Consider the following 22,870-nt stretch of genomic DNA (forward strand, 5'->3'; position numbering starts at 1 on the left):
CGTCAGGAGCGAAGTAAAAGATCGGGGTTGGCCCGAGAACGTCCTAGTTTGTCATTTGTGCAGGTGAGGATGGGTGACAAATCAGGACGGAGGGCTTATCCATGATTCGGGTAAGCATGATTACCGCTGTTTTGCCACCCGAAAGTCGCAGGTCATTTCTGAGCCGTTCGATGTCGACCGCCGAGGCCCGCTTCTTGATGATGACATTTCCGATTTGCCGCTCGCGAAGGGTGGCGCGGAGGCGCTTCAGCGAGAACGGCAGCACGTCTTCCACCGCGTACCGCGCGGCCCATGGGGTGTCGAACGGCTCGTCGCCGGTGATGTAGGCGATCATCGGGTCGGGGAGGCGGCCGCCGACCATCTCGGCGACCTCTCCGACGAGGTGCGCGCGGATCGCGGCCCCGTCGGGTTCGTACATGAACCGGCCGACGGGGCCGATCGGCGCCTCGGCCCCGCGGGCGACGAGTGTCTCCCCGCCGGGCAGCAACGTCGCCCGTCGCACCGACCCCTCGGCTCGCGGCGACCCCACCAACCCCTTGGCTCGCGGCGACCCCACCGGCCCCTCTGCGGTGCCGGTCCAGAGGGCTGCCTCCTTCACCTCGCCCTTGTACGACACCCACTCGGCTTCGGCCTCGTCCGGGATGAACTCGTACGGGATGCCCGGAGCCACCTTCAAGCAGGCCCGCCCGGCCCTGGCGACCAGGTCGAGCACGACCGGCCACGGCGGCGAGTAGGCCATGGGGTCGAACGTCCTGCCCCGGCTGGTGCGGCGGGCGGGGTCGGCGAACAGCCAGTCGTAGTCCTCCGGCGAGACCGTCGCGGCGTCGGCCTCGCGTACGGTGACCCGATCCGCGAGCCCGAGCGCCTCCGCGTTGGCCCGGGCGACGGCGACGGTCAGCGGGTCGAGGTCCACGGCGTCCACGACGCAACCGGCGCGGGCCAGGGCGAGGAAGTCGCCGCCGATGCCGCAGCAGACGTCCACGACCCGCGTCCCGCCGGCGGGTCCGGCCAGGCGGCGGGCCCGGTGGATGCCGACCTCGGCTCGGGTGGCCTGCTCCAGGCCGTGCGGAGTGAAGTACATGAGTGCCGCGTCGGCGCCGAACTTGGCCTTGGCGCGCTCACGCAGCGCCGCCTGGGTGAGCGCGGCCGACGTGAGGGCGGCGTCGTACGACCTGCGCAGCCTCGTCGCCGCGGCCACCAGATCGGCTCCCACCACCTCGACGGCCTCGGCGAGTGCGCGCTGCCCGCGCGGGGTGAGCAACTCGGTGAAGGCGTCGAGATCCACGTCACCCGACGTTAGCGTCTCCCCGCCGCACTCCAGCCTGCCGGCGTGCGCGTACGGTTGTGGACTGGAACGTCCGCCATGTGCGTACGGCGGCCGGAACGTCCGCTGTGCGCGGAGGTGCGAGCTCAGGCGTCCGCCGTACGCCAACGGCACGTGTCACCCCAATTACCCTCAACCTTGGGCAAGCTCTTGGGCCTTATCGCTCTGAGCAGACGCGTTCGTGTTGACTGTCAAGCCCCTCTTGCATATGTTTCCTGTTGGCACTCTCCCCTTGAGAGTGCCAACGTGCGACGAGGCAGGTCTGACACCCGCGACGGCAGGCCCCGCTGGTCGCCTCTTCTAGATCATTCACATCTGAAGGGGAGGTCCGATCGTGACGACCGCCACCAAGGTTCCCGTTAAGCCGCTCGGCGACCGCATCGTGGTTCAGCCGCTTGAGGCCGAGCAGACGACCGCTTCCGGCCTTGTCATTCCTGACACCGCCAAGGAGAAGCCGCAAGAGGGCAAGGTCCTCGCGGTGGGCCCGGGCAACTGGGATGAGGACGGCGACAAGCGTATTCCGCTCGACGTCGCTGAGGGCGACATCGTCCTCTACAGCAAGTACGGCGGCACCGAGGTCAAGTACGGCGGCGAGGAGTACCTCGTGCTCTCCGCCCGCGACGTTCTCGCGATCATCGAGAAGTAAGCCGGATGCGTCGGGCCCCGGGCGCGCGTCTCGTCTGAGCGCGTGCGGCCGGGGCTCTCGACGCTAGGAGAGGACTTTCAGCATGGCCAAGATCCTAGCGTTCGACGAGGACGCACGCCGCGCGCTTGAGCGTGGCGTCAACGCCCTCGCGGACGCCGTGAAGGTAACCCTCGGCCCCCGTGGCCGCAACGTCGTCATCGACAAGAAGTTCGGTGCTCCGACGATCACGAACGACGGCGTGACCATCGCTCGTGAGATCGAGCTGGAGGAGCGCTACGAGAACCTCGGCGCCCAGCTCGCCAAGGAAGTCGCCACCAAGACCAACGACGTCGCCGGTGACGGCACCACCACCGCGACCGTCCTGGCCCAGGCGATGGTCCGCGAGGGCCTGCGCAACGTGGCCGCCGGCGCCTCGCCGCTGTCGCTGAAGCGCGGCATCGACAAGGCCGCCAGGGCGATCAGCGACAAGCTGCTCGCCAGCGCGCGCCCGGTCGAGGACAAGAAGGAGATCGCGAACGTCGCGACCATCTCCGCCCAGGACGCCAAGATCGGCGACCTGATCGCCGAGGCGTTCGACAAGGTGGGCAAGGACGGCGTTCTCACCGTCGAAGAGTCCAACGCCATGGGCATGGAGCTCGAGTTCACCGAGGGCATGCAGTTCGACAAGGGCTACCTGTCGGCGTACATGGTGACCGACCCCGAGCGCATGGAGGCCGTCCTCGAGGACGCCTACATCCTGCTCACCCAGGGCAAGATCTCCTCGATCTCCGACTTCCTGCCGCTGCTCGAGCAGATCGCCCAGACCAAGAAGCCGCTGCTCGTGGTCGCCGAGGACGTCGAGGGCGAAGCCCTGGCCGTCCTGGTCACCAACAAGATCCGTGGCACGTTCACCTCGGTCGCCGTCAAGGCTCCGGGCTTCGGTGACCGCCGCAAGGCCATGCTGCAGGACATCGCCATCCTCACCGGTGGCCAGGTCGTGAGCGAGGAGGTCGGCCTCAAGCTCGAGAACGTCGGCCTCGAGGTGCTCGGCAACGCCCGCCGCATCGTCGTGACGAAGGACAACACGACCATCGTCGACGGCGGCGGCGACCAGCAGGCGATCGAGGACCGGGTCAAGGAGATCAAGATTGCCATCGAGCAGTCTGACTCCGACTGGGACCGCGAGAAGCTGCAGGAGCGTCTGGCGAAGCTGGCCGGCGGTGTGTGCGTGCTGCGCGTCGGCGCCGCCACCGAGGTGGAGCTCAAGGAGAAGAAGCACCGCCTCGAGGACGCGATCTCCGCTACGCGCGCCGCGATCGAGGAGGGCATCGTCTCCGGCGGTGGCTCCGCGCTGATCCACGTCGCCAAGGACCTCGACGACCTGGGCCTGACGGGCGACGAGGCGACCGGTGTCGCCATCGTCCGCCGCTCGCTGGTCGAGCCGACGCGCTGGATCGCCGAGAACGCCGGTCTCGAGGGCTACGTGGTCACCCACAAGGTCTCGGAGCTGTCGGCGGGCCACGGCCTCAACGCCGCCACGGGCGAATACGGCAACCTGCTCGACCAGGGCGTCATCGACCCGGTCAAGGTCACCCGTTCGGCCGTTCAGAACGCCGCGTCGATCGCCGGCATGCTCCTCACCACCGAGGCGCTCGTCGTCGAGAAGCCGGAGGAGGAGCCGGCCGCCGCCGGTCAGGGCCACGGCCACGGTCACGGCCACTGAGCCGTTCTTCACTGGGCCGTTCTTTCCACTGGGCCGTTCCTCACCCGACCCGCGCCTGATTCCAGGTGCGGGTCGTGTGCTTTCTCCGGCTGTTCGAGCGCGTCCTCCTCGGGCACCTGCGCCCCTCAAAGCCATGTATGGCATATGACATACGGGCAATCCAGGCGATGCCGCATGAGAGGGTGCGCGATGGGTGATGAACCAGGAAAGTGGTTTATTCGGGTAAACCGGATGTGTGGCTTAAGCGTCTAGGCGTCTGACAATTTCTGCACATTTGGGGTTATGGGATGAAATATTCTTCCGCAATAAAGGCTTAGTGTCGCCGCTCGATTACTGCCCGTTATCGCCGCGTCAATGTGACCAATCCGTAGCCGTTCGCGATGACGACAGGCCCGATCAGTGCGGGCATCATGCCTATCGTGAGCGAGGGAAGCGTCGCCGACGCCAAAATTGGGGTAAGGCTCGCGTCGAGACTTCCGGCACGGACGGATGACTCCGACCTAAGGGAACTGACGAGCCTCGCCGTACAGGGAGATCGCACTGCGATCGAATCCCTGCTCGGCGAGTTGCGTCCGATGGTGGTGCGCTATTGTCGCGCCAGGCTGGGCAGGGTTTCAGGGCAATATCACATTGCCGATGACGTAGCCCAGGAGGTGTGCATCGCGGTCCTGTCCGCGCTGCCGCGATACCGCGACATGGGACGGCCTTTCGCCTCCTTCGTCTTCGGTATCGCCTCGCACAAGGTGGCCGACGCGTTGCGGAGTTCGGTCCGCTCGGCCGTACCGACTCAGGATCTGCCGGACGGGCCGGACGACGGACCGGGGCCCGAGGAGACGGTGGTCCGCTACATCGAGGTGGAGTACGCCCGCAGGCTGCTCGCCAGACTCCCCGACAACCAGCGCGAGTTGCTGTTGTTGCGGGTGGTGTCGGGGCTGTCGGCTGAGGAGACCGGTAATGTACTCGGTATGTCACCAGGCGCGGTCCGTGTTGCCCAGCATCGAGCGCTGGCGAGGCTGCGGCAGATGGCCGAACTGGAGTCGGCTTGACGCCGGAGGAGCAGACTGACGCGCTCCTCGACGTGCTGGCCCGCGGCGAGCTGCCAGATTCTCGCGATCCGGCCGCGCGGCTACTCGCCGCGCTGCTGGACGACGTGGATCAGCGGCGCTCCTCGGTGTCGATGACACCGTCGACGTAGCCTCTGGCGTATTCCCAGGTCACGTAGTCGGCCGGGTCAGGATGAAAGGCCGGCTCGTGCATCTGGGGCTGGCCTTTGTCGATCATCTGGCGCAGATTGCCGCGCAGCAGCTCCCAGTCGAAGAAGTGCTGCTCGCCGCATTCCGGGCAGTCGAGCACCAGGCCCAGCACTCCCTGCTGCTCTAACAAGGAGCGGAAGACCTCGACGTCGGCCAGGTCGGTGATGGCCTCGTCGCGCTCGGAGGCGGTCAGCGGTTCGGCGTCGTCGAGCTCGCCCATCGCTGAGGAAGGGTCGTTCGGGTCGTCCGCGAACGGGTCGCGGGGGACGTCTTCCAGCACCTTCCCACCATATGACCGATGCGGCCACCGCGGTGGTGATTAGCTCAGCCATCCACGCCGGGCGGCCTCCACACCTGCGTGAAAGCGTGATTGCGCGCCAAGCTGAACCATGGCGTCGGCGAACCTGGCCCGTACCGTGCGTATGGAGATACCGAGCTGGCGGGCTATCGAGTCGTCGCACATGCCCTGCGCCGCGAGCCGCAGCACCTGCACCACGCCCTCGCCGCGGCGACCCCAGGGCAGGGGTACGGCCCGGCCCCACAGCTCCTCGAAGAGCGAACGGAGCATGCCCACGACGATCGGGGTCCGTACCAGGTAGAAGTTGTAGGCGTGGTCGGGCAGGTTGCCGCCCCACAGCGCGGGCAGGCCGGCGGCGTCGGGCCCGGCGGTCATGAACCAGCTCGGCACCCGGTCCAGCGTGCGTACCGTCCCGCCGGTCGCCAGCAGTCTGGTCAGCTGGTCGCGTACGCCGGGCAGGGTCAGAGTGGAGACCGGGATGACGGCCCGCACGTTCAGCAGTTTCCGCTGCTGTGCATCGATCCAAGGATCGGCGAACTTTCGGACGAAGTCCGCCATGGTGCGCTCATCGGGAATCGCGGTGAGTAAGCGCATCGGCGGGGACTGGGACTGCACCGCCATGCCCACCACGCTCTCGTAGAGCACGTCGGCGCCGCTCACCATTTCAACCCGGAACGCGCCGTTCTGGTAGTCGTGCCCCACGTCGTAGTCACGGATCAGCCCGCGGATCGAGCCGAGCGCGGAGTCGATGCGCCTGCTCTCCTCGGCCAGCCGGTCAAGGCGCTCGGCGATCAGCCGGCCGAGCGCGGCGGCGGGGTGCCGGGCGAGGTATTCCCCCGATTGCTCATCGATCACCCCCAGCCTGACGAGGTCGTCGAGCTGCCTGCTCACCTTGTCGACGGGACCGTCCATGGCCTCGGCCAGTTCGGTACGCGTGGTCCTGTGCAGGCGCAGCACCGCCGTGTAAAGCGCGGTCTGAGCCGGGTCGAGGCCCAGGGTCGCGAGAGGATCGGGCAGGGTGGGTGACTCGCTGGGCATGTAAGGGGCTCCGTAGGGGGGACACGGGCGTGTCGTGAGAATAACTCGGCGATACGTCCTTGTCCGCTCCTTGCGTGGACTCCTTGGCCACATGTGCAACTTCGTGCAATTGCACGTTTTCACATTGCGGTGTGCCGATGAGTAACGCAGGCTTAACCCAGCGTCGGCATCCACTTGAGCTGGCAGCGCTTGCCATCAGGACGCGGAGGGGGGTTCGGTGGCGCTTTATGCGCTTCCGCCCGGATGTCGGTGGCCGGAGGATGGGGCGGATCACCGACCGCCCCATCCTCCGGCTCTTTGGGATGCCGGGGGTACGACGGGCCGTGGGGGTCATCGTGCTCCCGGCCTCGGGACGTTTTGCATGTAGGCCCTAGACTTGCCTCATCAGCATCGGCAGGAGGGGCCGCAGCATGTCCAAGTTCACCGAGACGGGTCTGACCTTCGACGACGTGTTGCTCGTCCCCAGCTATTCAGATCTGCAACCAGGTGACGCGGAGACCGGTTCGCGCCTGTCGCGCGGCATCAACCTGTCGATCCCGCTGGTCTCCGCCGCGATGGACACGGTCACCGAGGCCCGCATGGCCGTCGCCATGGCCCGCCAGGGCGGCATCGGCATCCTGCACCGCAACCTGTCGGTGGAGGAGCAGGCCCAGCAGGTCGACCTGGTCAAACGGTCCGAGGCCGGGATGGTCACCAACCCGGTCACCTGCACTCCCGACGACACCCTGGCCGACGTGGAGCGGCTGTGCGCGACGTACCGGATCTCGGGGGTGCCCGTCACCGACCTGTCCGGCGTACTCGTCGGCATCGTGACCAACCGCGACATGCGCTTCGAGACCGACCAGTCCCGGCCCGTGCACGCGGTCATGACTCCCATGCCGCTGGTCACCGCCCCGGTCGGGGTGTCGCGTGACGACGCGTTCGCGCTGCTGCGGCGCAACAAGATCGAGAAGCTGCCCCTGGTCGACCCCGACGGCAGGCTGCGCGGCCTGATCACGGTCAAGGACTTCACCAAGAGCGAGCAATATCCGCTGGCCACCAAGGACGCGGACGGCCGCCTGGTCGTCGGCGCCGCCGTGGGCGTCGGCGGTGACGCGGAGCTGCGGGCCAAGGCGCTGATCGAGGCGGGCGTCGACGTGGTCGTGGTCGACGTCGCGCACGGTCACTCCAAGGGCCTGGCCGACATGGTCGCCAAGCTCAAGGCCAACAGCAAGGTCGACGTCATCGGCGGCAACATCGCGACCAGGGCGGGCGCCCAGATGCTCGTCGACGCGGGCGCCGACGCGGTCAAGGTCGGCGTGGGCCCCGGCTCCATCTGCACCACCCGCGTCGTGGCCGGCGTGGGCGCGCCGCAGGTCACCGCCATCTACCAAGCGTCGCTGGCGTGCGGGCCGGCCGGTGTGCCGGTCATCGGCGACGGCGGTCTGCAATACTCCGGCGACATCGTCAAGGCCATCGCCGCCGGCGCCGACACGGTCATGCTCGGCTCGCTGCTGGCCGGCTGCGAGGAGTCGCCCGGTGAGCTGATCTTCATCAACGGCAAGCAGTTCAAGTCGTACCGGGGGATGGGCTCGCTCGGCGCGGTCCGCAACCGCGAGCGCGGCGGCATGTCCTTCAGCAAGGACCGCTACGCGCAGGCCGACATCGGCGGCGAGGACAAATACATCCCCGAGGGCATCGAAGGCCAGGTCCCCTTCCGGGGCCCGGTCGCGGCGGTCGCCCACCAGCTCGTCGGCGGCCTGCGCCAGGGCATGTGGTATGCCGGCTGCCGCACGATCACGCAGATGCACACCGACTGTGAGCTCATGCCGATCACGGCGGCGGGACTCACGGAGAGCCATCCCCACGATATTCAGATGACCGTGGAAGCCCCGAATTATCACAGAAGGTAAGACATGACTCAGCAGGTGGAGATCGGCCGGGGCAAGACCGGTCGCCGGGCCTACTCGCTCGACGAGATCGGCCTCGTACCCTCCCGGCGCACTCGTGACCCGGAGGAGGTCTCGATCGCCTGGCAGATCGACGCTTACCGGTTCGAGCTGCCCGTGGTCGTCGCCCCCATGGACAGCGTGGTCTCGCCCGCCACCGCGATCGAGATCGGCCGCCTCGGCGGCCTGGCACCCCTCGACCTCGAAGGGCTCTGGACCCGCTACGACGACCCGTCGCCGCTGCTGGAGGAGTGCGCCTCGCTCGACGCCGAGGCCGCGACCAAGCGGCTGCAGGAGATCTACACGGCGCCGATCAAGGAAGAGCTGATCGGCCGCCGGATCGCGGAGATCCGGGAGTCCGGCGTGACCACCGCGGTCCGCCTGTCTCCGCAGCGTACGGTGCAATACCACAAGGCCGTCATCGACGCGGGCGTGGACATCTTCGTCATCCGCGGCACCACGGTCTCGGCCGAGCACGTCTCGGGCCGGGCCGAGCCGCTGAACCTCAAGCAGTTCATCTACGAGCTCGACGTACCGGTCATCGTGGGCGGCTGCGCCACCTACACGGCCGCACTGCACCTCATGCGCACCGGCGCGGCGGGCGTCCTGGTCGGCTTCGGCGGCGGCGCCTCCCACACCACCCGCAACGTGCTGGGCGTGGCCGTACCAATGGCCACCGCGATCTCCGACGTCGCCGCCGCCCGCCGCGACTACATGGACGAATCAGGCGGCCGCTACGTCCACGTGATCGCCGACGGCGGCATGGGCACGTCCGGCGACATCGCCAAGGCCATCGCCTGCGGCGCCGACGCGGTCATGGTCGGCTCCCCGCTCGCCCGCGCGACGGAGGCCCCTGGCCATGGCTTCCACTGGGGCTCGGAGGCACACCACCCGGACCTGCCTCGCGGGCGGCGGGTGGCTTTCGGCCAGGTGGGCAGCTTGGAGCAGATCCTGCACGGGCCGTCCAGCGTGGCTGACGGGTCCATGAACCTGATGGGGGCGTTGAAGCGGGTGATGGCTTCGACGGGCTACTCGGACATCAAGGAGTTCCAGCGCGTCGAGGTAGTCGTCGCGCCTACGCAGCGCTGACCATTTGGGCGCCCCCCGCTTCGGACACAAACGGCTTCGCGGGTGGGCGCTTCGCGCTTCGGGGGCAGGCGTTGCTTCCAGTCGGGCCGTGGGCCCGACCCCTGAGGGGCCTCGCTCCGCTCGGACGCCCTTCTGGGCGCGGCTCCGCCGCGCGCTTCGCCTACGGCATACCAGTTGGCCCCAAGCGTCGAGAATCGCCGCGGAATGCGCGACCTGGACATGGCCGACCTCCACGAGGAGGACGAAGACGAGTGAGTCGCCTCCGGCCCGGCGGGCTACCGGCCGCTGTGGGATCGCGACACGCTCGTTGACCGGCCCCCGGGCAGATCCCGGCCGGCCGCGGGGCCGGGGGCCGGGGCACGGCGTGGTCAGTGGGTGCCTGGTCTGGGGATATGGACGCCGGCGGCGCGGAGCTTGGTCTCGATGAGCGCGACCCCCCGGGCCGCGGCCGATCCCTGCTCTTCGCCGTGGAGGGCGATCAGCTTGTACCGGGTCGCGGCCTCGGTGCGGGCTTGCAGGCCGGTCACGATCTTCAGCTGTGCGGGATTGGCGAGGAAGTGGTCGGCCATGGCGGTGGCGAGCTCGGCGATGCGAGGGTCGTCCGGTTCCCAGCCCGCGGCTTCGGCGCCGCGCTTGATCAAGGCGACGAACCGGGTGTCTTCGAGGGCGTGCTCGACATGAGTGAGGTAGTCGTCGAAGCCCTCGGGGACCAGGGCCCTGGCCAGCACCCAGCCCTCCCTGGCGGCCGCCACCTCCGCTGCGGGGAAGCCGAGGCCGGATAGCCGCTCCAGCAGCGCCGCAGCACGGTCGGGCAGCAGAGCCCGGTCACCATCGGCGAGCCGACGCAGCGTGTCACGCTGCGCGATCAACTCCTCGATCCGTTCGTTGAGCTGCCGCTCGACGTCGGCGAGCGCGGTGGCGAACAGCGCGGGGTCGGCGTCGAGCAGAGGCCCGATCTCGGCCAAGGGCACCCCGGCGGCGGCCAGCGTTCGGACCTGCACAAGCCGCAACAACTCGGCCGATCCGTACCTCCGGTAGCCGGAGCTGTCGCGTTCCGGCTCCGTCACCAAGCCAAGCTTGTGGTAGTGCCGCACCGTCTTCACCGTGACACCGACGAATGCCGCCGCCTGCCCGATCGTGACTCCGTTCATCTGCGAAATCCTGCCTTGTGCGCTAGCTCGGCCACTAAGCAGACCCCAGCCGAGCATGTGGACGGGCCACGCCGAGCTCGGCATGGCCCCGCTTCGCGTTCTACCTGATGCCCGGCCGGAAGGGGTCGCCCCCGGAGGCGTACGGGTCACAGGTGCTCAGTCCGTCGGCTGAGCCGGATCGGCCTGCCCGCCACCGAACACCTCGTTGAGGAGCCTTTGCTGAGCGTTCTGGAATGCTGCCGCGATGGACAGGTCGGCGTCGTCCACGCAGTTCAGTGCGGCGATCAGGGTCTTGCTGCCGTCGGGTGTGCTGTACATCAGCGCCGCGTGGCCCACGGCGGCGCCGTTGTGGGAGATGACCGTGCCGTCGTCCGTGGTCACCACGAACACTCCCAGGCCGTAGTCCATGTTCGGGATGCCCGTCGGGTGTGGGGTGCACATCTCGGCCAGCAGCGGGGCCGGCAGGAGCTTGCCGCTCAGCAGCGCGGAGATGAACGTGTGGAGGTCTCGGGTGGTCGAGATCATGTCACCGCCGCTGGAGATCCAGGAGGGGTTCTGGCGGGTGATGTCGATCGTCTTCTGCTCGCCGGCGTCCTCGTACCGGTAGTAGGCGTGGGCGTGCGGCGCGGGGATCTCCGGCGAGGCATCCGGCACCATGGTGCCGGACAGCCCGAGCGGCCCCAGGATCAGCCGCCGCATCTCCTCGGCGACCGAACGGCCGGTGACCCCCTCGATCAGCAGCCGGGTCACCACGTAGTTGGTGTTGGAGTAGCTCCAGCCCGTGCCCGGCTCGAACCGCGCAGGCTTGGACAACGCCAGACGTACGAGTTCCTCCGGCCGGTAGGTCTTGAGCCGGTTGTCCACCCACTCCTTGCCTGTGGTGCCGTAGGGGATGGGGATCCCTGGTACGACCGTCCCGTCGTCGTAGACCTCGCCACTGAAGTTGAACAGCCCGCTGGTGTGCCGCAGCAGCATCCGCACCGTGATCCGCTCATCCAGCCCGAAGTCGGGCAGATAGTACGCCGCCGGGGTGTCCAGCCCGATCTTGCCCTCAGCCACCAGTTGCAGCACCAGGGTCGCGGTGAAGGTCTTGGTGTTGCTGCCAATCCGGACATGTCCGTTGATCGGCGGCTTGGCGGTCCCGCCCAGCTCGGCCGCCCCGGCGCTGCCGGCCCACTCGCCCCGCTCATCGTGCACGCGCAGCGACACCCCGACGAAACCGGAATCGACGATCTCCTCGATCGCCTTCTGCAGCTCCGGGCGATCCTGCCCGGCAGCCGCCTCCGGCACGGCCCCGTTGTCCGCGGCGGCTACCCTGGCGGCGTCGAGAGCTGCGGTGATCTTGCGGGCCATCTCGGCCGCGGCAGGGCTTGGCTGGCCCTGGTGAATCTGGGCGGTTTCGACGGCGATGAGAACGGTGCCGCGGAAGTTGTCGGCCTCGGCCGGATCCTGCTTATTCAGCAGGTTCATGGCCGCGGTCAGGGCCGGCAGCACGCGGTCGGCGATCTCGGCCACGGACTTGCCGGCCAGGTCCTTGCCCTTGGGGTACTCGGCGAGCACGTGCCCGATCAGACCGGTGGCCGAGCCCAGCGCGATGCTGCCGGTGGAAGCGATCTTGTGGGGCTTGCCGGCGGCGCCGTTGGCGGCCATCAGCGACACGGCGCCGTACGCGGCAGTCCGCAGGGTGCTCTTGTCCTGGTCGGAAAGGGTGATCGTCATGGTGGTTCGATCCTTCGAATGGGTGATGTCGGGGTCGGCGTCCTGCCGCTGCGCCGAGCTTCCACCCTGACCCAAGGTCAACCTCAACCGTGATCTGGCTCACAGCCACGGCGACGTGGGGCGCTGCGTTGTGTGGGTAGAGATGTCCACCAAAGCCGGCGATCTGGTGGTCACTTGATCTTCCACAGCCGGGCGGTGCTGTCCCAACTGCCAGTGGCGAGGGTTTTGCCGTCCGGGCTGAACGCCACCGAAGATACCGAGCCGGTGTGGCCGGTGAGGGTGGCGGTGGCGCGGGCGGTGGCCACATCCCACAATCGGGCCGTATTGTCATCGCCGCCGGTGGCGAGGGTCTTGCCGTCCGGGCTGAACGCCACCGAAGAGACGTCGTCGGTGTGGCCGGTGAAAGCGGTGGTGGTGCGGCTGGTGGCCACGTCCCACAGCCAGGCGGTGTCGTCGTCGCTGCCAGTGGCGAGAGTTTTGCCGTCCGGGCTGAACGCCACAGCAGTGACGTTGTTGGCGTGGCCCATGAGGTTGACAGTGCGGCCGTGGGCCACTTCCCACAATTGGGCGGTGTCGTCGTCGCTGCCGGTGGCGACGGTTTTGCCGTCCGGGCTGAACGCCACCGCGGTGACGTTGTTGGTGTGGCCGGTGAGCGTGGCGGTGGTGCGCCCGGTGGCCACATCCCACAGTCGGGCGGTGTAGTCGCCGCTGCCGGTGGCGAGCATCTTGCCGTCCGGGCTGAACGCCACTGAAGAGATCCACCCGGTGTGGCCGGTGAGGGTGGCGGTGGTGCGGCGGGTGGTCATGTCCCACAAGCGGACGGTGCTGTCATGGCTGCCGGTGGCGAGTATTTTCCCGTCCGGGCTGAACGCCACCGAAGACACCGGGTTAGTGTGGCCGATGAGGCCGGCGGTGCTGCGGCCGGTGGCCACGTCCCACAATCGGACGATTTCGTTGTCGTTGCCGGTGGCGAGGGTTGTGCCGTCCGGGCTGAACGCCACCGCAGTGACGTCGTCGTCGTTACCGGTAGCGAGGGTGATATAGGGGGTGGATTCGGCGTCCAGCAGCAGGAATGCCGCGGAGACGCCAGCGAGGGCGGCTGCCCCGAGACCACCGAAGAGAACGGTGCGGCGCCGGATCCGGCGTGGGGCGGGCGAGGACGTCTCCGCCGGCGCGGGGGTGGTCTTCTCTGGTCGCGGAGCCACCGGTTGTACGCGCAGGGTCGGTGTCCGGTCTGCCGGGGGCGGGTCCGGTGTGTCGATCACCTCTGCTGGAGGGCGTCGGCTCACCCGAACCTCGGGCAACTGGCGCAGCCGTTCGGCGACGAACGCGGCGTTCTGGGGCCGGTCGTCGGGTTGTTTGGCCAACAGGTCCAGCACCAGCGAGTCGAGATGGTCGGGGATCTCCGGGCGCGACGACTTCGGTGACGCCGGGTGCCGGTCGAGGTGCTGGTAGAGGATCGCGCCGACATTGGAGCCGGTCTCGACCCAGGTGGTCCCGGTGAGCAGTTCGTACAAGACGCAGCCGAAGGCGTACAGGTCGGTGCGGTGGTCGACTTGCCCGCCTTGGATCTGCTCGGGCGCCATGTACAGCGGGGTCCCCGCCGAGGAGCCGGTGGCGGTGATCTTCGTGGCGTCGGCCAGGCGGGCGATCCCGAAGTCGCAGATCTTCACCCGACCCTCCTCCAGCAGGAACAGGTTGGCCGGTTTGATGTCACGGTGCACCACGCCACCGCGGTGGGCGGCGGCAAGCGCATCGGTGATCTGGACGGCTAACTCCCTCACCTGCTCGATCGGCAGGCCCATGGGATTGGCGATGAGCAGGTGGCGCAGGTCGCGGCCGACCATCAGCTCCATCACCAGAAACAGCCAGGGCTCGTTCTCATGCCGGTGTTCGTCGATGTCGAAGACCGTGGTGATACCTGGATGATTCAACGTCGCGGCGACCTCGGCCTCTCGCCGGAACCTGGCCACCCCGGTCGGTTCCGCCGCGATCGTCAACGGAAGGATCTTGACGGCGACCGGACGCCGGAGCCGCAGATCGACCCCCCGCCACACCTCGCCCATCCCGCCCCGGCCCAGCGGCTCCTCCAGCCGGTATCGCCCGGCCAGCTCCACCTTCCGCTGCACCATCGCCTCCAGCCCTGCCCGCACCCAAGGAAAGATCACACCGCCGCTACATTCCATCAGGTATGCGCGGCTGGAGTAGGCAGGTTTCCTCTTCCGTGGGCTGAATGTGTGATTCGCTGCGGCGAGGACGGTGTGGGCATCGGCCTTCCAGATCGTCCAGTCGAGAGCACGTCGTACGACCGTTGCCTCGAAAACATCAGAAACCAAGATCCAGACTGTGTTAAGGTCACGAACCTGCATCGAAGGGGGCATCGATGACGGGGTGTAAGTGTCATCAGTCAACGGGCGAAGAACCGCAAAGAGCTGCGAGATCCTCGCCCATGGCCGGGCTTGGACGGGACAGCTCCGGCGATGAGGTGGGATCACCGTCACCGTCACCGGCGGGTCGGCTGGCCGTGTGACGGCTGCCGTCGAGTGTCCTCTACGGACGATGCCCAGGCCGATCAGGTTGGGGCATCGACTCCCAGACGCAGAACGGCCCGGCTCCAGGGCGGTGTGACGGCAGTGGCCGCGAACAGTGCCGATCCCATCGGCGTTCGGCTGCCGAACCGAAGCCCGCATCACCTGAATCCCTGGAGCGTGAACATCTACCGAAGAGGATCAAGAAACTTGTCCATCTTCCGCACCAGAACGAGTCGTCGTGCTGCGGCCGCGCTGTCCGCCGCCTCGGTGCTGTTATGCGCCGCGACACCGCCCGCCCAGGCCACCGAGACCGGCGAGGTCGCGACCTTCCTGCAGGAGGCCATGAACGAACTGCGCTTCGAGCAGGTCCTCGACTTGGCGCCGCCGACATCCCCGCAGGCTCGGACGCTTTCTTATGGTGTCGACAAGGACGCGAAGACGGCCGCCGACTATGCCCGGCTGTTCGCCAATGCGGCCGACCCCAAACCCATCGTCCAGCAGCCGCAACTCGACGTGACCGTACTGGAGCTGGACCGGCGGGGCCGGCCGGTGTCGTCCGGCACGGTCCTGATGAGCCCGCAGTATCCGAACGGGATCGTCGTGCCGGTGGACCAGAACTTCCACACTGATCAGGTGCGATGGCGGCAGTGGGATGACGCGGGATGGTACGCCAACCAGGGCAAGGGCACCATCGACATCGTGCCGGGCCGGGAGAACGCGCCCATCGACTTCATGCTGCCCTACCCGGCCTCCGTCCTGAAACTGATGGTCAACTTCGGGGTGCTGCGCCTGGTGGACAAGGGCGTGATCAAGCTCGACGACACCTACGACTACCAGCCGACAACGGTCAGCTCACTGTGCGGTGGACCGTCGAGCAACACCATCAGCGCCTACATGGACGCCTCGATCACCTCCTCCTCCAACGCCGCGTCCTGTGCGCTGGTGAAGCTGCTGCACGACAAGGGCGCGGTGGACGAGCTCAACCAGACCTTCCAGGACCTGGGCCTGGAGACCATGCAGCTGAAGAACACCAACCCGGCCAACGGTGGCCGCTGGTCCAACCCGGTCACGATGAGCTCGTTGGACACGGCCAAGCTGCTCACGCTGGTCGATGGCGTACAGGGCACGGCGTGGACCGCCCCCAACGGTTCACCGGTCACCGGCGCGGTGCTGAGCCCCACCTCCCGCCAGGTCTTCAAGAAGCTGCTCGGCGAACAGGGCTTCAACGACATGCTCTCCACCACCAACCGGTGCGGCAGCGCCTACCCGGCTGCGGGCATCCCGCAGCGGGTGGCTTCGCGGTGGGTGGCCGCCGACGGCACGGTGACGGTCGAGGGCAACAAGTTCGGCAAGGACGTCCGGCCCTGCAACAAGCAGGCGCAGGTCACGTTCGCACACAAGACCGGCTGGGTCGGCAACTCGGGAGCTGACGCGGGCATCGTGCGGTCCCTGCCGGGCAAGGCGGGCCGCCACTACGTCGTCGTGGCCTTCACCAACCTCGGCACCCAGTACGTGGACGCCAACCGGCCGGCCACCGAGCCCGGCGTCTACCCGGTCGCCTATACCGAGAAGCTGGCCCAACTGGGCTCGGCGATCGACCGGTACGAGGCCGCCTGGCTCGCCCGGCGCACCAAGAGCTGATCATCCGCATGGGCCCGCCGCGTTGACGGCGGGCCCATGACCAATGTTCCCGGCCCGCGACCATCGCGCGCCGGGAACATTGTCATCTCTGCTCACTCTCATAACGCTTTTCCGGCAGCTGACCAAGAAGGGATGTAATCGACGAAGGGAGCATGGCCGGTGCGTCGCAGACAGTCGGACATCGCCACAGACCCGGAGGCTTTCGAAGCCTTCTACCGGCGCCACGTCGACGCGATCGCGCGGTTCCTGGCTCGCCGGGTCGATGATCCGCACACGGTCGCCGATCTGGTGGCCGAGGTTTTCGTCGCGGTGCTCGACTCCGCCCACACCTACCGGCCCGGGCTCGGCAGCGAGATCGCGTGGTTGTACGGCGTGGCTCGCAACACTCTCTCGGCCGAGCGGCGGCGGGCGTTCAAGGAGACGAGGCTGGCCGATCGCCTAGGCGGGCGAAGGCTGCTCGACTCCGATGACCTCGCCGAGTTGGAAGAGCGGATCGACGCGGAAAGCGTGGCCAGGCGGGCCTTCCAGGCCATGGCCGGATTAGCGGACGGTGATCGCGCGATGCTCGAACTGGTCGTCATCGACCAGCTCACCGTCAGCGAGGCGGCCACTGCTCTGGGCATCCGGCAGGGGGCCGCCAGGGCCAGGCTGCACCGCGCTCGCCACGCGCTCAGGAACGTGCCGGAGATGGCTCCCTTCGTTATGGAAGGAATGCGATGAGATTCAAGGAGCAGCTGCTGATGGAGCTCAAATCCGAAATCGCCGCCCGTAACACGGCTAGACGTGTGGTCGTCAGGCGGCGTCTGCTCGCCGGAGTGGCGGTGGCCGCGATGGCGGCGGCTGCGGCCGTCGCGGTGCCGTTCCTGACCGGGTCGGAGACCCCGGCCTACGCGGTGACCAAGAACGGCGACGGCTCGGTCACCCTGAAGATCGCCGAGTTCAGAGACCCCGGTCAGGTGGAGAAGGACCTGGCGGCAGCCGGCGTGACCGCTGACGTCTCCTACGTCAAGCCCGGCACCCGATGCGCCACCGGCCGCGGCGACGCCGACTTCGGCCCCTCGTTCTCCAAGGAGGAGATCACCAGTAAGGATCCCGCGGTCCAGAAGAGGGTCAGGGAAGCGATCGAGAACTCGGTGAACAGCAAGACGTTCAAGTTGGGCGGCGGCGAGGTCCGGATCAGTCCGCAGTACATCAAGCTGGGGCAGACCGCCGTCATGGAGTTCGTCGAGAACGCGGACCAGACCTCGGGGCCGGAGAAGCCCCGAGCTCTGTGGGGGTTCAGCGGCTATCTCGTCACCGGTCCGGTCAAGCCGTGCAAGGTCATCGACGACCCCTCCTGGGACAAGATGCCCGATCCCAAGACGCACCCTGAGGCTTACCCGCCGCCCGGTAGCTGACCCTGGGTAGCTGACCCTCTCCAGGTGGGAGTCCGGCGGGCGGCGCCACCCGCCTGCCGGACTCCCGTTCGGCAACCATCACGCGATCTGGCGGCCGTCACGCGATCCGCCGGCGGTGCGCGGCTGGACGAGGGAGGCGGGACGGTGGTCCCGGTAGCCGTCGGTGGCCACGATGAGCTCGTGCAGGGTGCCACGTTCGGCGCCCGCGTGGCCGGCGTCCTCGACGATCCGCAGCTCCGCCTCCGGCCAGGCCAGATGCAGGTCCCACGCCGCGTCGGGAAGTGTCTACGCTGCTTGCCTGATGTTCAAATGGCGAGACATAGTTCTTCCTTTTGCCCGGTGCGACTGTCGCATCACCGGGTCGCGATCGTTCCGGACGGTGGAACTGTCACGCTCGTAGGTTGCCGGACATCTACCGGCATGTGACATTCCTGAAGAAGGACGATGATGTGGGCACGGCGGAGTCCCGGCGGCGCTTCGAAGAGATCTACACGGAGCACTACGCCGCGGTCTCCGGCTATGTCCGGCGGCGTACCGACCACCCGGACGACTGCGCCGATGTTCTCGCCGAGACGTTCACCACGGCCTGGCGGCGGCTGGCGGACCTGCCGGCCGGTGACGAGGTCAGGCTGTGGCTCTACGGCGCGGCCCGGCGGATCCTGGCCAACCAGCGCCGCGGGGCCCTGCGCCGTACGGCCCTGACACTGCGCCTTCGCGAAGAGCTCTCCGCGTACGTCGGCACGACGTTTGACCAGGCCCCGGAAGGGGCCAGGGAGGCGTTCGCGCGCCTGTCGGACGACGACAGGGAGTTGCTGTCACTCGTGGGCTGGGAAGAGCTCAGCGCCACCGAGATCGCCAAGGTGCTGGGCTGCTCGCGGGTGGCGGTGCGCCAGCGCCTGCACCGTGCCCGCAAGCGCCTGGCCAATGAGCTGGCCGCCACCGACGTCGACCTGAGCACGTACGGCCCGCGTGCCGTAAGCCTCGCCAAGGAGAGCACATGACACTCGACAACGTCGTCAGAAGCCTGGCCCCGGACTCCGGCCCCGGCCTCACACCGGGCGCGCGGGAGATGCTGACCCAGATCATGGACATGGCCGAGCCCGCTCCGCGCGCCCGGCGCGCGAGGTGGCGGCCGTTGATCGCGTTGCCGATCGCGGCGGCGGTCACCGCCGCGGGCTGGTCGGCCACGGTCGTTCTTGGTGCCACGCCCGCCGCCGCGCTGGACATCAAGGATGAAGGTGATCACTACCTCATCGAGGTCAAGGACCTGTACGCCAACAGCGAGGTGTACGAGACACAGCTCAAGGACTCGGGCCTCGACATCTCACTCAAGGTCGTGCCCGTCTCCCCTTCCTTCGTGGGCGAGATCTCCCCCGACACCCCGGGATGGACCAGTGGCCCGTTCCCCTACGCGGACAAGATCAAGACGATCGACCGCCCGGAGGGGTGCGATTTCTCGCGTAGCTGCCCGATCGGGCTCACCATCGCCAAGGACTTCACCGGCAAGGCCGAGATCAAGCTCGGCCGTAAAGGCCGTCCCGGGGAGGAGTACCAAGCAGTCGCCGGCCTGCACGATCGGGGCGAGCCCCTGCACTGCAAGCCGTTCTACAACCGCCGGGTCAGCGAGGTTCGGGGGAGCCTGGCCGCGCTCGGTATTTCCATCACCGACTTCTCGATCAAAAAGCCCGGCCAGCGGGGCGAGGACACGGAGGCCAGCACATCCGTGCCCGACTCCATGTACGTGACCGGTGGCGGGATGTCCGAGCTCGGCAAGGCCTTCCTCATCGTCAGCGAGACGCCGATGGAGGAGGAGCTCATGCGCACGATCCTGCGGAAGGAAGGCTGCGCCGCCGACGAGAAGAGCACGTCATGATCGCCGCCAGGGTGCTGATCGGTGCACTGCTGCTCTCGGCGACCGCCGCGACACCGTTATCGGCCGCCCAGGCGAGCGCCGGACCCGCCGGGAACACGGTGACCCTGATCACCGGTGACCGCGTCATGGTCGCCAGCAAGGGATACCGCGTGACACCCGGCCCTGGCCGCGAGGTGACGTTCACGGGGCAGGTGCAAGGGGGCCACCTGTACGTGACACCATCCGACGCCACGCCGCTGATCGCCAAAGGCGTCCTTGACAAGCGCTTGTTCGACGTCACCCAGCTGCTGGGATGGGACTACGGCGACGCCACCACGCAGGACATCCCGCTCATCCTCCAGTCGCGGGACGAGTCCGCCGCCCGGTTGCGGGGCGCCGGGCAGGTCCGGCGGCTCGCGGACGTGGGCATGACCGCGCTGCGCTTGCCCAAGACGGGCGCCGCCGAGATGTGGCGGGACCTGACGGGCCAGGGAGCCCGCACACTGGCCGGGGGGACGGTCAAGCTCTGGCTGGACGGCCGCCGCTCTTTCAGCCTCGACGAGAGCGTCAAGCAGATCGGCGCCCCTGAAGCGTGGAAACAGGGCTTCACCGGCAAGGGCGTCAAAGTCGCCGTACTCGACTCCGGGTACGACCCCGACCATCCGGATCTGAAGAACGTGGTCAAACAGGCGCGCAACTTCAGCGATGAACCCGATATCCGCGACAACATCGGGCACGGCACCCATGTGACGTCGATCGTCGCGGGGGCGGACGAGAAGTACAGGGGTGTGGCGCCGGACGCGGAGATCGCCCTCGCCAAGCTGGGCAGTGCCTCTTTCACCGACTCGGCCCTGCTGACCGCCATGGAGTGGGCCGCCGTCGAGGTCAAGGCCAAGATCGTCAATATGAGTCTCGGCGCACCCGACACCCCTGAGCTCGACCCCGTGGAGCAGGCGGTGAACACGCTGTCGGAACGGACCGGCGCGCTGTTCGTCGTGGCTGCGGGCAACGACCCCATCAACCCGGTGAGCAGCCCCGGCACCGCCGACGCGGCCCTGACGGTAGGTGCCGTGGACCGGCAGGGCCGGCTGGCCCCCTTCTCCAGCAAGGGACCGCGCGACGGCGACCACGCGATCAAACCGGACGTCACGGCGCCCGGCGTCGGCATCGTGGCCGCGCAGGCCGGCGGCGGCCACGTCGCGATGAGCGGCACCTCGATGGCCGCGCCGCACGTGACCGGAGCCGCCGCGATCCTCGCCCAGCGCCATCCCGACTGGACCGGTTCCCGGTTGAAGGCGGCCCTCGTCGGCACCGCCGTGCCCACGGTGGACGCGACGCCGTACCAGCAGGGTGCGGGCCTGGTGGACCTGGTACGCGCGCTGGCCCAGCCCGTGGTAGCCGAACCGGCCAACCTGCAGGCAGTCTTCCCCTTCGGCGCGGCCGATCAGGTGCAGACCAGGATCGTCACCTACACCAACGCGGGCGACACCCCGGTCACGCTTGACCTGGCCGGGGAGGGTGAGCTGCTCCACCTCTCCGCCGAACGCGTCGAAGTGCCCGCGCACGGACAGGCATCGGTCACCCTGACGTTCGACGCACGTGGCAAGGCGACCGGCGACCATACGGGAATCGTCACCGCCGGATCCGGGAAACAGGTGATCAGGACGCTGGCCGGCGCGTACATCGAGCCGGAATCCCACAACGTGACCATCACCGCCGTCGGCAGATCCGGTACGCCCGCCGACCCGCAGGCCCGCATCTACAATCCGGACACAGGTGCCGAACGCGACCTGTTCTTCGAGCAGGGCAGCGCCCGCATCCGGTTGCCCAAGGGCCAGTGGAACCTGTTGACGGAGACCTCGGAGCCCGAAGGCAGCACGATCGCCCACGCCATCATCACCGTGGGCGAGACGGACCAGCAGGTGGCGCTGGACGCGCGCGCGGGCAAACAGGTCCGCTTCGCGATCGACGACCCGGACGCGGTGCAGCAGCGCGGTTTCGACTTCCAGGTGGCGTTCGGGAAGTGGGCCATGACCTGGCTCACGTTCAAGAAATATCCGGACAGGCTGTTCGTCGTCCCGACCCGCCAACCCGGACTGAAGCTCATGATCAGAAACATGTGGGTGAACCAGACCACGGTCTACGACCTGGCTCAGCGCCACGTCGACGAGATCCCGGACGAACCCGTCTACGCGGCCAAGCGGCGCGACCTGGCGAAGACGACGACCACACACCGGGCCTCCGGCGTGGCGGCCAAGGGCATCCTGTGGACCGGGGCGCGCCTTGGTGACGCCCCTGACGAGTTCCTTCAGGCGCCCCTGGACGAATTCGATCTGCCCAGCACGCTCACCCATTACCGCACACCCGGCCTCGTCTGGGACAGCCAGCTCCAGGTCGGCACCGCGACGATTGCGGACGAGGGAAGAACCGCGCGGCGCGGGGCCACCCGGCAGGTGTGGAACGCCGCGGTGACGGGGCCTTCGCTCGCCGGGCTCAACGCACGGCGTACCGGCGACAAGCTGGTACTCAGGGCCGGGGCCATGTTCGCCGACGGCGTCGCGGGACGGGCCGGAACGGACGCCGCGGCCACGGGCTCCGCCACGGTCGCCAGGGACGGGCAGGTGCTCGCCAGGGCCGGCCTCACCGGCTGCGCGATCGAGATTCCCGGCACGTGTGAGCTCCGCGCGAACGTGCCGGGCGAGGCGGCCACGTACACGATCAGCACGTCCCTGCGCCGACAGGTGCCGTACTCGACGTTGTCCACGGCCGTGGACGCCGTCTGGACGGTGCGGTCCGCACACACGGCGGGAGAACGGCCGCTGCCCCTGATGGCGATGCGGTACGCCCCGGCAGGGCTCGACGACCTCAACCGCGCCGCCCCCGGGTCGATGACCCGACTGCCGATGTGGCTGGAGGGCAGTCCCGGCGCCCCGGTCAAGAGCGTCCGGCTGGAGATGTCCGATGACGACGGCGCGACCTGGCGCCTCATCCCCACGGCCCGAGCAGGCTCGGGATGGACGGCGACCGTGCCCAACCCACGCACGCCGGGACATGTGTCGCTGCGAACGCGGGTCGAGGACGCCTCCGGCGCGGGCCTCACCCAGACCGTCATCCGCGCCTACGCCGTGGGGTAGGCGCGGCTTTCCACGACGCCCGTTGCGTCCCTGACCGGAGTTTTGCCGCCCGGGTCGTCGGTGGCGGTCTGCGCCGTGGCTGCCCCCGCGCCCAGAAAGGGCAGCAGCGCACAGGCGGTGTTCCGCGTCCAATTACGGGGGCAGTCTGTGAACCCCGCCCTTGTGCC

General features: G+C 68.3%; 18 protein-coding genes. 12 read left to right on the forward strand and 6 right to left on the reverse strand.

Annotated elements, in window-relative coordinates:
• Positions 1-43: 43 nt before the first annotated feature.
• Complete coding sequence (locus tag AB0H88_RS31290; protein ID WP_357650734.1) at positions 44-1,285, reverse strand: methyltransferase domain-containing protein; 1,242 nt, start codon at positions 1,283-1,285, stop codon at positions 44-46.
• Positions 1,286-1,655: 370 nt separating this feature from the next.
• Here AB0H88_RS31290 and groES point away from each other — a divergent pair, with 370 nt between their 5' ends.
• The 4 genes from groES to AB0H88_RS31310 all read left to right on the forward strand — a co-directional run bounded on the left by groES (position 1,656) and on the right by AB0H88_RS31310 (position 4,867).
• Positions 1,656-1,970: a co-chaperone GroES gene (gene groES / locus AB0H88_RS31295; protein ID WP_214633886.1), complete on the forward strand. Its 315-nt coding sequence runs from the start codon at positions 1,656-1,658 to the stop codon at positions 1,968-1,970.
• An 82-nt stretch (positions 1,971-2,052) separates the two neighbouring features.
• A complete protein-coding gene (gene groL / locus AB0H88_RS31300; RefSeq protein ID WP_357650736.1) occupies positions 2,053-3,672 on the forward strand; it encodes a chaperonin GroEL in 1,620 nt (539 codons plus the stop codon).
• A 410-nt stretch (positions 3,673-4,082) separates the two neighbouring features.
• Positions 4,083-4,718, forward strand: a complete 636-nt coding sequence (locus AB0H88_RS31305) for a sigma-70 family RNA polymerase sigma factor (protein ID WP_357651164.1) — start codon at positions 4,083-4,085, stop codon at positions 4,716-4,718.
• Positions 4,715-4,867 carry a hypothetical protein gene (locus AB0H88_RS31310; RefSeq protein ID WP_357650738.1) on the forward strand — a complete coding sequence of 51 codons (153 nt, stop codon included), beginning with the start codon at positions 4,715-4,717 and terminating at the stop codon, positions 4,865-4,867. Before AB0H88_RS31305 ends, AB0H88_RS31310 begins: the two co-directional genes overlap by 4 nt.
• Here AB0H88_RS31310 and AB0H88_RS31315 read toward each other — a convergent pair.
• Both AB0H88_RS31315 and AB0H88_RS31320 read right to left on the reverse strand, forming a co-directional pair.
• Positions 4,828-5,205, reverse strand: coding sequence for a DUF5319 domain-containing protein (locus AB0H88_RS31315; RefSeq protein ID WP_225293853.1), 378 nt, complete (start codon positions 5,203-5,205; stop codon positions 4,828-4,830). The genes AB0H88_RS31310 and AB0H88_RS31315 overlap by 40 nt on opposite strands.
• A gap of 39 nt (positions 5,206-5,244) precedes the next feature.
• On the reverse strand, positions 5,245-6,261 hold the full coding sequence (locus tag AB0H88_RS31320; RefSeq protein ID WP_357650741.1) for a LuxR C-terminal-related transcriptional regulator: 1,017 nt from the start codon (positions 6,259-6,261) through the stop codon (positions 5,245-5,247).
• 410 nt (positions 6,262-6,671) lie between these two features.
• On the opposite strand from AB0H88_RS31320, the gene guaB reads away from it, so the two are divergent.
• Positions 6,672-8,153 (forward strand): IMP dehydrogenase, encoded by a 1,482-nt coding sequence (gene guaB / locus AB0H88_RS31325; protein WP_357650743.1) that lies wholly within the window; start codon positions 6,672-6,674, stop codon positions 8,151-8,153.
• Between the two features lie 3 nt (positions 8,154-8,156).
• Positions 8,157-9,278 (forward strand): GuaB3 family IMP dehydrogenase-related protein, encoded by a 1,122-nt coding sequence (locus tag AB0H88_RS31330; protein ID WP_357650745.1) that lies wholly within the window; start codon positions 8,157-8,159, stop codon positions 9,276-9,278.
• A gap of 368 nt (positions 9,279-9,646) precedes the next feature.
• Here AB0H88_RS31330 and AB0H88_RS31335 read toward each other — a convergent pair whose 3' ends face one another.
• The 3 genes from AB0H88_RS31335 to AB0H88_RS31345 form a co-directional block, all read right to left on the reverse strand.
• Positions 9,647-10,429 carry a MerR family transcriptional regulator gene (locus AB0H88_RS31335; protein WP_357650747.1) on the reverse strand — a complete coding sequence of 261 codons (783 nt, stop codon included), beginning with the start codon at positions 10,427-10,429 and terminating at the stop codon, positions 9,647-9,649.
• A gap of 156 nt (positions 10,430-10,585) precedes the next feature.
• Positions 10,586-12,148 carry a serine hydrolase domain-containing protein gene (locus AB0H88_RS31340; protein WP_357650749.1) on the reverse strand — a complete coding sequence of 521 codons (1,563 nt, stop codon included), beginning with the start codon at positions 12,146-12,148 and terminating at the stop codon, positions 10,586-10,588.
• A 170-nt stretch (positions 12,149-12,318) separates the two neighbouring features.
• Positions 12,319-14,301 carry a serine/threonine-protein kinase gene (locus AB0H88_RS31345; RefSeq protein ID WP_357650751.1) on the reverse strand — a complete coding sequence of 661 codons (1,983 nt, stop codon included), beginning with the start codon at positions 14,299-14,301 and terminating at the stop codon, positions 12,319-12,321.
• Positions 14,302-14,886: 585 nt separating this feature from the next.
• On the opposite strand from AB0H88_RS31345, the gene AB0H88_RS31350 reads away from it, so the two are divergent.
• The 6 genes from AB0H88_RS31350 to AB0H88_RS31375 all read left to right on the forward strand — a co-directional run bounded on the left by AB0H88_RS31350 (position 14,887) and on the right by AB0H88_RS31375 (position 22,703).
• Complete coding sequence (locus tag AB0H88_RS31350; protein ID WP_357650753.1) at positions 14,887-16,320, forward strand: serine hydrolase; 1,434 nt, start codon at positions 14,887-14,889, stop codon at positions 16,318-16,320.
• A 159-nt stretch (positions 16,321-16,479) separates the two neighbouring features.
• On the forward strand, positions 16,480-17,040 hold the full coding sequence (locus AB0H88_RS31355; protein ID WP_357650755.1) for a sigma-70 family RNA polymerase sigma factor: 561 nt from the start codon (positions 16,480-16,482) through the stop codon (positions 17,038-17,040).
• Positions 17,037-17,717 (forward strand): hypothetical protein, encoded by a 681-nt coding sequence (locus tag AB0H88_RS31360; RefSeq protein ID WP_357650757.1) that lies wholly within the window; start codon positions 17,037-17,039, stop codon positions 17,715-17,717. The genes AB0H88_RS31355 and AB0H88_RS31360 overlap by 4 nt, the downstream gene beginning before the upstream one ends.
• Positions 17,718-18,118: 401 nt before the next feature.
• Positions 18,119-18,718 (forward strand): RNA polymerase sigma factor, encoded by a 600-nt coding sequence (locus AB0H88_RS31365; protein WP_357650759.1) that lies wholly within the window; start codon positions 18,119-18,121, stop codon positions 18,716-18,718.
• Positions 18,715-19,590 carry a hypothetical protein gene (locus AB0H88_RS31370; protein WP_357650761.1) on the forward strand — a complete coding sequence of 292 codons (876 nt, stop codon included), beginning with the start codon at positions 18,715-18,717 and terminating at the stop codon, positions 19,588-19,590. The genes AB0H88_RS31365 and AB0H88_RS31370 overlap by 4 nt, the downstream gene beginning before the upstream one ends.
• The gene (locus AB0H88_RS31375; RefSeq protein ID WP_357650763.1) at positions 19,587-22,703 is read left to right on the forward strand and encodes a S8 family serine peptidase; all 3,117 of its coding nucleotides are present in this window, start codon (positions 19,587-19,589) and stop codon (positions 22,701-22,703) included. Before AB0H88_RS31370 ends, AB0H88_RS31375 begins: the two co-directional genes overlap by 4 nt.
• The last annotated feature ends 167 nt before the right edge of the window (positions 22,704-22,870 follow it).

Origin of the sequence: Nonomuraea sp. NPDC050680 (assembly GCF_040654555.1) — a bacterium.
In the GTDB taxonomy this organism is placed as follows: Bacteria; Actinomycetota; Actinomycetes; order Streptosporangiales; family Streptosporangiaceae; genus Nonomuraea.